Below are 12,829 nucleotides of genomic sequence, written 5' to 3'. Positions count from 1 at the left end.
GTGTTTCTAGGGCCTGGCGTCGCACATCAGGGCACCTGAGGCTGGAACTTCGGATCCCTCAGGAGGATCTGCCCCTGGCGCGACAGGTTGGCGGACTCGGCGAGCACCCGGGCGGCCTCCTGCGGCGCGTGGAAGCCCATGGAGTTCTCTGCTTCGATGAAGTCCAACATGAACTGCGCGCGCCGCTGCAGCGCCTACACCGGGGCCAGCTCCGCGTCCGGCCGGCCCGCGTCCTTCGCCGCCTTCAAGTCCGTGATGAGCCCCACCAGCGCATCCATCGCCTGGTTGCGCAGCTTGAAGGTGCGCTCCTGGATGGCCTCGGCGCGAGAGCGCAGTTCCTCCTCGGAGAAGTGGTGGCACGGCTGGCACGCCCGGTTGATGTTGAGCAGCGGGCTGCGCACGTGGTGGTCGCTGATCTTCAGCGCGCCCACGCGCTGGTACGGCATGTGGCAGTCCGCGCACGCCACGCCCGAGCGCGCGTGGATGCCCTGGTTCCACATCTCGAACTCGGGGTGCTGGGCCTTGAGCACCGGCGCCCCGGTGAGCGCGTGCGTCCAGTCCTTGTGTCCGTTCTCCTCGTAGTAGGCCAGGATGTTTTCAATCTTCAGGCCCTTGTCCCACGGGTACGTGAGCCGCTTCTCCTTGCCCTGGAAGTAGTACTCGTCGTGGCACTGGCCGCAGCGGAAGTCCTTGGCGAAGGCATAGCCGGCCCACATCGACGGGTTCACGTCGCAGAGCGCGGGTGGTACAAGCAGCCGGGCCGCAGCCCCTCTCCGGGTGAGTGCTCTGACCCAGAGCAGCAGAGCGGGGCTCAGGGTCCGGTCCGCGCCAGGCCCAGGCTCCGCTCCGCGAGCGCATCCGGGGCGAGCGAGAGCTGCTCGACGCGCTGCTGCGGCAGGGCCCGGAACAGCAGCCAGCTCCCGCTCTCCAGCGGTCCCTTCACCAGCTGGCCGGTGTCCACCACCTGCCGGCCGATCCACGAGGCGTCATCCTCCAGCGCGAGCTGGAAGCGGACGTGCTCCAGCTGCCCGCCGTCCAACCTGGCGCGGCCCTGCACGTACACGCTGTCGTCCCGGATGAAGAGCTGCGAGGCGCCCTCGACGCGGCCATAGGAGTTGTCCGCGCAGATGAGCTCGAAGCCCTCGGCGCGCACCACCGAGGGGCTGTCCCCGCTCGGCGTGTGGCCCACCACGACGCGGTGGATGCCCACGCGGCGCAGCGTGTCCCTCAAGGGCTGAGCGGGCAGCGTGGGATGGTTGTGCTCGTCGGCCATGCGGCCGTACACCACGCTGCCTTTGTTCATGCGCTCGCCGGGAGTGGGCGCCTGGTAGGCGATGAGCGCCTGCCAGACGGGCGTGCCCTCCGAATCGAGGCGGTGCTCGGCGAAGGCCTCGAGCTGTTCCGCGTACCAGTGGTTGAGGGCCTCGCCCCAGGCGTCCACGTCCCGCACCGGCTCGCGCGAGGGCACCCGCCCCACGCTCTGCTCGTGCACCCCACCGTGGACAAAGAGCGTGTTGCCGATGCGGTGCACCAGCCGGCACGCGAAGAGGTAGTCGCGCAGCAGTCCTCCAGGGCCCAGGTCCTCCAGGAAGCTGTCCACCACCTCCTCGTCACTGACGGAGGCGCCCGTGCTGGCCAGCTCCGCGTGGCGGAACGCGAAGGCCCCGCGTGCGCCCATGGAGTTCTCGAAGATCCACCGCAGCTGCGCGGGACGGGAGGCCTCGCGCACCTCGAGAGGCATCCGGGGAGGCGGGTGTCCTCTCAGCTCGCGCACCAGGCGCAGCTTGTTGATGTCCCGGTTGCCCGCGAGCAGCACGACCTGCGAGGGCTGCCGCCGCCATGCCTCCAGCAGCACCCGCACCACCCGGCGCCCGGCGGGCCCCCGGTCGATGGCGTCCCCGCCGAACACGAACGTGGCGCCCGGCTGGACCTGGAGCCGCTCCCCCTCCTCGAGAGAGACGTGCGGGTTGTCCTGGCAGAAGCTGACGAGCTTCTCCCAGATGCCCTCGACGTCCGAGAGGTAGGCCACGGGGTGGCGGGCCTTGCTGGGGTCCGGGGGGGCGCGCGTCATGGGCGGCGATCCTAGAACATCCGCCTGGGCGCTCAACGCGCGGGTTCGCCAGGGGCCGCCACGGACGAAATGAAAACGCCGAGGTGCACAGAGCACCCCGGCGTTCATGAGCACCTGCTCAGGCGATGACTACTTGCCCAGGCGGTACGACGTCCACATGGAGTCCATGCGCGTGCGCTGGCCCGTGGTGAACGTGTTCATGCAGCTGTCGTCGGTGTAGTCCATGAAGTTGTAGATGGGGTCCGCACCCGTGTCACGCGTGCAGGTGTCGCGGCCGGCGGGGCAACCGTACGCAGGCGACTTCTCCTGCGGGGTGTCATCCACACCATCGTTGTTCTTGGCGCAGCCGCCCTGGAACGTGTGGTACAGGCCCAGCCAGTGGCCGATCTCGTGGGTCGCCGTATCACCCAGGTTGTACGGCGCCGCGGTGCCGCCCGGCACGGACGAATACAGGATGACCACGCCGTCCAGCTTCGGCGAGGACGTGTAGGACGAGGGGAAGGTCGCCCAGCCCAGCAGGCCGCCGCCCATGTTGTTCGAGTAGACGTTCAGGTCGTCCGCGGTGCCCTTGCGCAGCGCGTTCTTCATCTGCGTCTCGGAGGTGCCGCCGCTGGAGGTGTACCAGGTGGCGTTGGTGGTGCGGTCCACGCTCGCCAGGGCGAACTTGAACGGAGTGTTCGCGTACGCCGCGTTCAGCACGGCAATCTGGTCGTCAATCTGCGACTGGGGAAGGTCGCCGTTGGCAATTCCCGTCCCGTTGTTGATGACGTGCCAGTACACGTTGATGGTGATGGAGCCGTTGGCCGCCATCTGGCTGCGCGTCTCACGCAGGGTCGCCTCGACCAAGTTCTGCTCTTCCTGGCTCAGATCCTGCGTGGCGCACCCGCGCGCCGCCGGAGCCGCCTCCTGCTGTGTCGGTGCGGGCTGCTGCTCCTGGCTCTCCGACTGCGTACAGCCCGTGAAGGCCACCATCGCACCGACCACCAGGCCGCTCTTCCAGTTGAAACCACGCAACATTCCCGACTCCTTGGAAAATGGGGGGATGGCGCGAATACTTGTCTTTCAAACGAGCCGGTGTCAACAGTGTAATCAGCTTATTTTGTAATAATACAATTTACCCACCTATCTCAATGGTAGGTTCTGGCGCGAATGTCACAGCTCACTCCTCTCCCCAGTAACACCTCTGCTTCACGCTCTGTCACAGGGCGCATCGACATCCACCCTCGTGGATTCGGTTTTCTGGTGGCCACGCCCCCGCCCTCGGGAGAGGTGCTGTCCGCGTTCATTCCGCCGCCGGAGCTGTCGGCGTTCCTGGCGGGAGATGTCGTCTCCGCGACGGTGAGCCAGGGCACGGATGGGCGGTGGGCGGCGAGTGGGCTCTCACTGGTGCAGCGCACGCGGGAGCAGGTGTTCGGCGAGGTGGTGACGCGCAAGGGCGCTGCGTACCTGCGCATCGACAAGGAGGTGGCGAACACGGACTGGCCGCTGGAGCCGGGCGGCGTGGCGGTACAGCCCGGGGACGCGGTGGTGGCGCGCGTGGCCGAGGGCAAGGTGGTGCCCGTCTACAAGCTGGAGCCAGGGGCGGACCGCTCCATCGAGCGCGTCATCGCCCGGCACGGGCTGCGGCGGGACTTCGCGCCCGAGGTGGTGGAAGCGGCGCGGGCGGCCCAGGCAATACCGCATGCGCTGGGGGCGCGCCGGGACTTGCGCGAGGTGCCCACCGTCACGGTGGATGCGCCCTCCACGCGGGACATTGATGACGCCATCTCCGTGCTGCCGGCGGGGGCGGATGGGGCGCTGCGGCTGCTGGTGTCCATCGCGGATGTGGCGGAGTTCGTCACGGAGGGCTCGGTGCTGGACGCGGCGGCGCGCGAGCGGGCCACGAGCGTGTACCTGGCGGGCCACGTGCTGCCCATGCTGCCCGAGGAGCTGTCGGCGCACTGGCTGAGCCTGGTGCCGCGCGAGGAGCGGCGGTGCCTCACGGTGGAGCTGCGCATCGACGCCGAGGGGCGCGTCACGGCGGCGGACGTGTACGAGAGCCTCATCCGCTCGTGGGCGCGGCTGAACTACGACGAGGTGGCGGACTTCCTGGACAAGGGGCGGGTGTCTCCGGCCATGGAGCCGGTGAAGGAGGCCATGCCGTGGTTCCGCGCGGCGGCAGCGCGGCTGGCGGTGGCGCGGGCGGGGCGCGGCGGCATGGAGATGGCTCGCGAAGAGGCGCGCTTCACCTTCGACGCCGAGACGGGCCAGGTGTCCGGCATCGAGAACGTGCGGCCCACGTCCGCGCACAAGCTGATTGAGCGCTTCATGGTGGCGGCCAACGAGGCCATTGGCGAGTGGATGCTGGCGCGCGGGCTGCCGGGGCTCTACCGCATCCAGGACGAGCCGGATCCGCAGCGGGTGGCGGACCTGGCGGCGTTCGCGCAGCACTCGGGGTTCGCGGCGGGCTTCGGGGGGCGGCTGACGCCGCTGGCGCTGGCGGCGTTCGACAAGCAGATCTCCGGCTGCACGGCGGAGCCGGCGCTGCGCGCGGTGCTGCGGCGCTCGCTGGGGCTGGCGCGCTACACGGTGGTGCCCTCGGGACACTTCGGGCTGGCGGCGAAGTGGTACCTGCACTTCACCTCGCCCATCCGGCGGTACGCGGATCTGGTGGTCCACCGCACGCTCAAGCAGTACCTGCGCGGGCGCCGGGACTTCATGCACCAGGATCCGGCCGTGGAGCAGCTGGCCGTGCACATCAACGAGCGGGCCCGGGCGGCCTCACGGGCGGAGCAGGATCGCCACCGCATGCTCGAGGCGCGGCTGATGGCCTCGCATGTAGGCAAGACGTACCTGGGACGGATTACGCGCGTGAAGCCGTTCGGGCTGATCGTCCAGCTGGACGACATGCTGGTGGAGGGCGTGGTGCCGATGGATGCGCTGCCGGGCGGCCCCTACCGGCCGGACGCGCGCGAGACGTCGCTGATCAGCGCGGAGAAGACGTTCAGCATCGGCATGCCGCTGCAGGTGAAGGTGAGCTCCACGGACGAGCTGCTGGGCCGCATCGAGTTCACTCTGGTGAGCTGAGTCTCGAATCCCGAGAAGGCGAGCGTCCGGTTCAACACAGGTATTGCCTCCGAGGGCAGGGCACTTCCGTTCTCCACGACCGGCCTTATTTACCCGTCTTGCCTGTCTCCGACTGAAGTCGGCGGCGTGGGTGGTGTGGTGATCGGCGGCGGCGTGGGCCCGGAGACACTTCCTCACCTGCACGAAACCGGAACATGAACCCAACCGCCCTCTGGTCTCTGCTTCCACTTCCGGTACGGGATTCTCCTCCGTGAGGTCGCGCTCGAGCCTCGCGGCGACGCAGCTGTAGGAGCAACGGAACCCGACGAGAAAGTGATTCACCAGGCAGAGCTGCGCCAGCATGGGGGGGGTTGCTGGTTCGCTGGCGAGGCCTGCCGACAGCATGTTGAGTGGGCTGTCGCCGCAGGGGCACGTGCTCGCAAGAGCCGTGCTCCTGCGGCTGGTGACCTCCCGCTCCTGGCTGTCAGCCCTGATAGGGCGCGGCCAGAAGCTCTGTCGTTGCCAGCTGCTCGGTTGTCTCCGCTTCGCTCTCTAGAGCCGATGCCTCCGTGGACAGCTTCGGCGCCCTCATGCTCTCCGAGGTGCTCACCACGTTGCGCCGCGGGCTCGATGCCCGCGTCTCCACCAGCGCTGCTCGAGGCGGTGCATGCGGAGGCATCGAAGGCGGCTCCACCGCCGGAGGGCCCATCACCCGCTCCACGAACCGCGCCAGTTGCGCCGAGCCCATGGGCTTGCGCTGCGCACGAATGAAGCGCTCCAGGTCCGCCTGGAACGCACGGCAGTCCGGATAACGCTGCTCCCGGTCCTTCGCCAGCGCCCGATCCAGAATCACCTGCAGCGCCTTGGGTAGGTCCGGCCGACGCTTCACCGCCGGAACCAACGGCTCGAAGAGGATCGCCTTCGCAATGCTCGCCTCCGTCGTCGCGTCGAACGGCTTGCGGCTCGTGAGCAGCTCGTAGAGCACCACTCCCAGCGCGTACACGTCCACCCGCCGGTCCAGCTTCTTGCCCCGCAGCTGCTCGGGCGGCATGTACGTGAGCTTGCCCTTGATGATGCCCGTCTGTGTCCGGTGCACCTGGTCCGCCACCTTCGCGATACCAAAATCCACCACCTTCACCGAGCCCTCCCGAGACACCAGGATGTTGTCCAGGCTCACGTCCCGGTGCACCAGCTCCAGCGGCTTCTGCGTCCCCGGATCGCAGAACTCGTGCGCGTGCGACAAGCCCTCACACGCCTCGGCGATGATCCACGCGCAGAGCTCCAGCGGAAAGGGAACGCCCAGCCCGCTCGCACACCGCCCCAGCCCCCGCAGGTTGGGCCCGTCGATGTACTCCATCGCCAGGTAGTAGCCACCCTCCGCTTTCCCACAGTCGAAGATCTGCACCAGGTTCGTGTGGTGGAGCCGCGAGGCCAGCCGCGCCTCGCTCAGGAACATGGCCACGAACGCGGGATCCTCCGCCAGGTTTGGGAGAATGCGTTTGAGCGCCAGCGTCTTCGCGAATCCCCCAGGACCTTCCGCCCGGGCGAGGAACAGCTCCGCCATCCCGCCCCTGGCAAGCTTTCGGATCAGTTCGTACCGGCCCAGTCGCATCCGGGACAAGCTGGATCCGAGGACACTCAGGAGGGAGTCTGCCTACCCCGCCAACTGGCCCCTCTGTGCTGACACGCACAGTACGAGGGGCTACGGAGTCCAGCCGTTGACTTTCCCTCTCCCGCGTCGCGTGGCATCGTCACCCGATGGACCGCAAATGGCTTGGCCTCGTGGGGATGGCTGTACTCCTCGGTGCATGTGGCGATGACGATCCGCCTTCGCCCGCCCCGAAGTTCCATGTGGGAGGAACGATCACCGGACTGACGGCATCGCTCACGCTCCAGCTCAATGGCTCGGAGCGCCTCACCCGAAGCGCCAATGGCGCCTTCACCTTCCAGACCGAGTTCGAGAACCAGAGCTCCTACACGGTGGCGCTCACCACTCCGCCCGACGACCAGGAGTGCACCCTCCAGAACGCCTCTGGCCAGGTCAACGGCGCGGACGTCACCAACGTCCAGGTCACCTGCGTACAGAACACGCACTCGCTCGGAGGAACGGTGACGGGCCTCAATGGCTCGCTCCAGCTGCGCCTCGAAGGCGGTGAGACGCTCACCGTCAACGGAAGCGGTCCCTTCACATTCAAGGCCCAGTTCACCTCGGGCCACATCTACGCGGTGAGCCTCGTGGCCCAGCCCAAGGGCCACCGCTGCACCCTCACCAACGGCAACGGCACGGTGTCCGGGGATGTCACCGCCCTCGCCGTGCAGTGCTCGCCGGAGTTCAGATTCGACACCTTCGCGTCCGCCATCCGCGTCCTCGGGCAGAGCGACTTCACCCTCGGCGCTACTAACCAAGGAGAGTTCACCCCCAGCGCCACCACGATGGACGGCCCCGCGGGCAACGCCGTGTTCCAGGGCGGCAAGCTCTATGTCTCGGATGTCGGCTCCAACCGCATCCTCGGCTTCGACGGCCTGCCTTCGGAAAACGGGGCCAGCGCCAGCTTCGTCCTCGGCCAGCCGGACCTGACGAGCGCCACTGCCTCGACCGCGCGCGGTGGGCTCTCCGGTCCTTATGGCCTCTCCAGCGATGGAACCCGCCTGGCCGTCGCGGATGCCTCCAACAACCGCATCCTGCTCCACCAAGCGCTGCCCACCGGCACCGCGCCGCTGCCGGACCTCGTCCTCGGACAGGAGGGCTTCGACACCGCCAATGGCGCATGCACCGCGAGCGGACTCCAGGCGCCGGGGGCTGTGTCCCTCGCCCAGGGCAAGGTGGTGGTGGCGGATACCTTCCAGCACCGTGTCCTCATCTGGAATACCGTGCCCACCATCAACGGAGCCCCCGCGAACCTCGTGCTCGGGCAGACCTCTTTTACGTCGTGCGCCGGCAATGACCCCAACGGCGACGGCACCCCGGACGGCACCGCCACCGCCTCTACCCTCTTCTTCCCGGAGGGCGTCTGGACCGATGGCACCCGCCTCGCCGTCTCCGACAGCTCCAACAACCGCGTCCTCATCTGGAACCAATTCCCCACCACGAATGGCCAGCCCGCGGACCTCGTCATCGGGCAGCCGGACTTCACCTCCCGTACCGCAGCCACGACGAGCTCGCGCATGAACTCTCCCACCGGCCTCAGCGCCACCGGCCAGCAGCTCTTCGTGGCCGACACCGAGAACTCCCGCGTCCTGCTGTGGAATGCGTGGCCCACGGCGAACGGCCAGCCCGCCAACACCGTGCTCGGGCAGCCGGACTTCATCTCCCGTAACCGCGGAGATCCCTCCTCCGGAACGCGCCCCAGCGGCCGCAGCCTCTACCAGCCCCGCGGCGTGTCCCTGGCTGCACCCCATGTGGTGGTGACGGATACCGACAACAACCGCGTGCTCGTCTTCGAGAGCCAGTGAGTCCGGGCGCAAGCAGAGCGAGCAGACTGGCCTACCCCGGGCCATGGCCGCATACTTGTGGATCTGACCGCTGCTGAACGAAAATGCCCTCGTTGTAGGTCCATGTGGCGCTGGCCTGTCCTCGGGCCGGGTCCGGCGAATGCGGCCGGGCCTTGGCCTTGTGCGTCACCGCCTCCGAAGGGAAGTCACCAGCGATGAACAAGAGCGAAGCCGGAGCCAGGAGCGGTTTTCCCCAGGCCGGTGCAGGGGCGGCCCGAAGCGCGCCCAACGTGGTGGAGGATCGCACGCAGGCGGCCGACATGGACGCCCTCTTCGCTCCTGACACCGCCAACCCTTCGCAGCGCTTCCAGGAGAACTCCCGCCCGTCCACGGGCGATGGCCACTCCTCCCACAACCCCACGAATGAGGACACCCAGCACTCGGGCCCGGGCAGCATGCCCTCCGTCGGCACCCGCGTGCAGCACTACGAGCTGATCCGCGAGTTGGGCAGCGGCGGCATGGGCACCGTCTTCCTCGCGCGCGACACCCGCCTGGGCCGCCGCGTCGCCATCAAGTTCCTCCACTCCACCAACCCCGAGGTGACGAAGCGCTTCATCCTCGAGGCCCGCACCACCGCGCGCTGCAGCCACGAGAACATCGTCATCATCTACGAGGTGGGCGAGTTCCGCGGCAACCCGTTCATGGTGCTGGAGTACCTGCAGGGCCAGCCGCTCAACAAGGTCATCGCCGGCCAGCGCCTGCCGCCCGCCCGCGCCGTGGAGATCATGGTCCCCGTGGTGCGCGCCCTGGCCGCCGCCCACGCGCAGGGCATCGTCCACCGCGACCTCAAGCCGGACAACATCATCGTCACCGAGTCCGGCACCATCAAGGTGCTGGACTTCGGCATCGCCAAGGTGCTGCAGGATCCCGAGCATCCGCTGGAGCACGAGCAGGAGCTGTCTCCGCAGGCCGCCGCCGCAGCCGCCGCCATGCCCCCCGCGGTGGGCGCGCTGAACCTGAGCGAGGACATCTCCAACCTCACCCGGCGCGGCGCCATCATGGGCACGCTGCCGTACATGTCGCCGGAGCAGTGGCGCGGCGGTGACAAGGTCGATCACCGCACGGACATCTGGGCCGCGGGCATCATGTTGTTCCGGATGATCGCCGGGAAGCACCCGCTGGATCCGCTGCGAGGCCCCCAGCTCTCGGTCACCGCGCACCTGGGCGAGCCAATGCCGCGCCTGCGCGACATGGCCTCGGACGTGGACCCGGCGCTGGCGGACGTCATCGACCGCAGCCTCATCAAGCCGAAGGATCAGCGCATCCCGGACGCGGCCACGCTGCTGCGCGCCCTGGAGCCCTTCCTCCCGGGCCGCTACACCCGCGAGCTGCGCATGGACGAGAGCCCATACGCGGGCCTCTCCTCCTTCCAGGAGGCGGACGCGGATCGCTTCTTCGGCCGCTCGCGCGAGATTGCCGCCCTGGTGAACCGCATCGGCGTGCAGCCGCTGGTGGCGGTGGTGGGCCCGTCGGGCGCCGGTAAGTCCTCGTTCGTGCGCGCGGGCCTGGTGCCCGTGCTCAAGCGCTCGGGCGAGGCCTGGGAGGCGCTCGTCATCCGTCCCGGCCGCAACCCGCTGTCCGCGCTGGCCAACATCGTCGCGCCCATGGTGGGCTCGTCCACCACCATCAACGAGGACGTCGCTGCGCAGCAGCAGTTGGTGGAGCGCCTGCGCAACGAGCCCGGCTACGTGGGCTCCGTGCTGCGCACCCGCGCCCGCCGCGAGCGCCGCAAGATTCTGGTCTTCGTGGACCAGTTCGAGGAGCTCTACACGCTGGTGCCGGACTCCAGCGAGCGCATGGCCTTCACCGCGTGCCTCTCTGGCATCGCGGACGATGCGACGTCGCCCATCCGCGTGGTGCTCTCCATCCGCTCGGACTTCCTGGACCGGGTGCCGGAGGACGAGCGCTTCATGTCCGAGCTGAGCCAGGGCCTGTTCTTCCTGAACGCGCCCGGCCGCGAGGGCCTGAAGGACGCGCTCGTGCAGCCCGCCGAGATGGCGGGCTACCGCTTCGAGACGCCCTCCATGGTGGAGAACATGCTGCAGCACCTGGAGTCCACCCAGGGCGCGCTGCCGCTGCTCCAGTTCGCCGCCACGCAGCTGTGGGAGCACCGCGATGCCTCGCGCCGGCTGCTCACCTCCGAGAGCTACGAGTCCATGGGTGGCATCGCCGGTGCGCTGGCCAGCCACGCCGACAGCATCCTCGCCGAGCTGCCCTTCCAGGCCCGCGGGCTGGCGCGCTCCGTGTTCCTGCGGCTCGTCACCCCCGAGCGCACGCGCGCCATCGTCTCGATGGACGAGCTGCGCGAGCTGACGAAGGACGCCTCGGAGATACAGGTGCTCACGGACCACCTCGTGCAGGCGCGCCTCCTGGTGGTGCAGACAGGCGGCGGCGCCATGGGCGCCACGGTGGAGATCGTCCACGAGTCCCTCATCCACAGCTGGCCCACGCTCAAGCGCTGGCTGGACGAGGGCCAGGAGGACTCGGGCTTCCTGGAGCAGCTGCGCAACGCCTCGCGGCAGTGGCACGCGAAGGGCCGGGACAATGACTTGCTCTGGCGCGGCGAGGTGGTGGAAGAAGCGCAGCGCTTCAAGCGGCGCTACCACGGCGAGCTGCCGCAGGTGCAGCAGGACTTCCTCGACGCGGTGTTCGCGCAGGCGGCCAAGTCCACGCGGCGCAAGCGGGCGCTGGTGGGTGGCGGCGTGGCGTTCCTGGTGATCTTGGTGGCGATCTCGGCGGTGGCGCTCGTCGTCATCCGCAAGGCGCAGCAGGAGGCCGAGAAGCAGGCAGTGGTGGCCAAGGTGGCCGAGGGCCAGGCGCGCCAGTCCGAGGCGGCGGCGAAGGCGGCCGAGGCCGAGGCCAAGCAGCGCCTCGCCGAGGTGCAGGCCAAGGAGCTGGAGCGGCAGAAGGCGCAGGAGGAGGCCGAGGCCGCCAACGCACAGGTGGCCGTGGCCAACGACGAGCTGCAGACCAAGAACACCGAGCTGCTGGACGCGCTGAAGAAGGCGAAGATCGCCCAGTGGCGCGCCAAGTACGCCAAGAAGAACGCCGAGCAGAACGCGTCGGAGGCGCTGCTTGCCAAGCAGGAGGCCATCCGCGCCGCGGAGCAGCTCCAGAACCTGCTGCGCCGCGAGCAGGAGCGCGTGCAGCGCCTCCAGAACCAGCTGGGCAGCCCGGTGATTGACGACCTGAAGTGAGGGCTTTGTGAAGAAGGTGAAGAGCAGCATGGCAGTCCCTCTGGCCGCGGTGCTGGCGCTCGTGATGCTGGGCGCGCGACCCGCGTCCGCGCAGCAGGCCAGCTCTGGCGACGAGCGCCCGTGGGCGCGTGGCGTTCCCCCGGACCAGCAGAAGAAGGCGCTCGAGCTGTTCCGGGCCGGCAATACCCTGCTGAAGGAGTCCGTCTTCGTGAAGGCCGCGGAGAAATACCGCGAGGCGCTCGCTCTGTGGGACCACCCGGCCATTCACTACAACTTGGCGCTGGCGCTGCTGAACCTCGACCAGCCGCTCGAGGTGCACGAGCACCTGGTGGCCGCCCTGAAGTACGGCGTGGCACCGCTGGACACCGAGAAGATGGAGCACGCCCGCACCTACAAGGCGCTGGTGGAGAAGCAGCTGGCCCAAGTGGAAATCACCTGCGAGGAGACCGGCGCCACCGTGTCGCTGGATGGCAAGGTCCTCTTCACGGCCCCGGGCCGCTACGAGGGGCTGGTGCGCCCCGGCGCGCACACCTTCGTCGCCGCCAAGGAGGGCCAGGCCCCCACCAACCTGAGCCGTACGCTGCCTGCCGGTGAGAAGACCACCCTGGCCCTCAAGCTGTACACCGCCGAGGACCTCACCCGGTACCAGCGGCGCTGGGCGGCCTGGAGACCCTGGGCCGTGGTGGGCGCCGGTGCCGCCGTCGCGCTGGCCGGCGGCGCGCTCCACATGCAAGCCAAGGGGAGCTACGAGGACTTCGACACCCGCATCGCCGAGTGCGGAGGCTGTGTGCCCACTCCGGATGTCACGGACATGCGCACTCGTGGGGACAGCCAGCAGCAACTGGCATTCGGCGCCTACGCCGTCGGCGGAGCCGCTGTCGTCACGGGCGCCATCCTCCTCTACATCAACCGTCCGCAGGCCTACCGCATCAGCGTGGATGAAGCCGATAGCCCGCAGGGCGTGAGCATCACGCCCGTGGTCAGTGGCCGCGAGGGCGGCCTCCTGGCGACCTTCCGTTTCTAG

The 12,829-nt window shown here is 68.8% G+C and carries 7 protein-coding genes and 1 pseudogene; 4 read left to right on the top strand and 4 right to left on the bottom strand.

Going from position 1 to position 12,829, the window contains the following annotated elements; all coding sequences use genetic code 11:
* Positions 1-26: 26 nt before the first annotated feature.
* From DB31_RS36660 to DB31_RS36650, 3 genes and pseudogenes are all read right to left on the bottom strand, one after another.
* Positions 27-716, bottom strand: a pseudogene (locus tag DB31_RS36660) (ammonia-forming cytochrome c nitrite reductase subunit c552).
* Positions 717-811: 95 nt separating this feature from the next.
* Positions 812-2,071: a metallophosphoesterase gene (locus tag DB31_RS36655; RefSeq protein ID WP_044196898.1), complete on the bottom strand. Its 1,260-nt coding sequence runs from the start codon at positions 2,069-2,071 to the stop codon at positions 812-814.
* Positions 2,072-2,200: 129 nt separating this feature from the next.
* Positions 2,201-3,088: a zinc metalloprotease gene (locus tag DB31_RS36650; protein WP_044196896.1), complete on the bottom strand. Its 888-nt coding sequence runs from the start codon at positions 3,086-3,088 to the stop codon at positions 2,201-2,203.
* Positions 3,089-3,220: 132 nt separating this feature from the next.
* On the opposite strand from DB31_RS36650, the gene DB31_RS36645 reads away from it, so the two are divergent.
* Positions 3,221-5,137, top strand: a complete 1,917-nt coding sequence (locus DB31_RS36645; protein ID WP_044196894.1) for a ribonuclease R family protein — start codon at positions 3,221-3,223, stop codon at positions 5,135-5,137.
* A 463-nt stretch (positions 5,138-5,600) separates the two neighbouring features.
* On the opposite strand, the gene DB31_RS36640 is transcribed toward DB31_RS36645, so the two are convergent.
* Positions 5,601-6,728, bottom strand: a complete 1,128-nt coding sequence (locus DB31_RS36640; RefSeq protein ID WP_075306407.1) for a serine/threonine protein kinase — start codon at positions 6,726-6,728, stop codon at positions 5,601-5,603.
* A gap of 176 nt (positions 6,729-6,904) precedes the next feature.
* On the opposite strand from DB31_RS36640, the gene DB31_RS36635 reads away from it, so the two are divergent.
* From DB31_RS36635 to DB31_RS36625, 3 genes are all read left to right on the top strand, one after another.
* Complete coding sequence (locus DB31_RS36635) at positions 6,905-8,569, top strand: NHL repeat-containing protein (RefSeq protein WP_240487074.1); 1,665 nt, start codon at positions 6,905-6,907, stop codon at positions 8,567-8,569.
* A 194-nt stretch (positions 8,570-8,763) separates the two neighbouring features.
* On the top strand, positions 8,764-11,805 hold the full coding sequence (locus tag DB31_RS36630; protein ID WP_044196890.1) for a serine/threonine-protein kinase: 3,042 nt from the start codon (positions 8,764-8,766) through the stop codon (positions 11,803-11,805).
* Positions 11,806-11,833: 28 nt separating this feature from the next.
* On the top strand, positions 11,834-12,829 hold the full coding sequence (locus DB31_RS36625; protein WP_044197157.1) for a hypothetical protein: 996 nt from the start codon (positions 11,834-11,836) through the stop codon (positions 12,827-12,829).

The organism is Hyalangium minutum (assembly GCF_000737315.1).
In the GTDB taxonomy this organism is placed as follows: domain Bacteria; phylum Myxococcota; class Myxococcia; order Myxococcales; family Myxococcaceae; genus Hyalangium; species Hyalangium minutum.
This window is presented reverse-complemented; position numbering and strand designations above follow the sequence as displayed.

Bases quoted from the DNA above. Each gene is read 5' to 3' on its own strand.
- DB31_RS36655 (WP_044196898.1), bottom strand. From the start codon at position 2,071: ATGACGCGCGCCCCCCCGGACCCCAGCAAGGCCCGCCACCCCGTGGCC.
- DB31_RS36650 (WP_044196896.1), bottom strand. From the start codon at position 3,088: ATGTTGCGTGGTTTCAACTGGAAGAGCGGCCTGGTGGTCGGTGCGATG.
- DB31_RS36645 (WP_044196894.1), top strand. From the start codon at position 3,221: ATGTCACAGCTCACTCCTCTCCCCAGTAACACCTCTGCTTCACGCTCT.
- DB31_RS36640 (WP_075306407.1), bottom strand. From the start codon at position 6,728: ATGCGACTGGGCCGGTACGAACTGATCCGAAAGCTTGCCAGGGGCGGG.
- DB31_RS36635 (WP_240487074.1), top strand. From the start codon at position 6,905: ATGGCTGTACTCCTCGGTGCATGTGGCGATGACGATCCGCCTTCGCCC.
- DB31_RS36630 (WP_044196890.1), top strand. From the start codon at position 8,764: ATGAACAAGAGCGAAGCCGGAGCCAGGAGCGGTTTTCCCCAGGCCGGT.
- DB31_RS36625 (WP_044197157.1), top strand. From the start codon at position 11,834: ATGGCAGTCCCTCTGGCCGCGGTGCTGGCGCTCGTGATGCTGGGCGCG.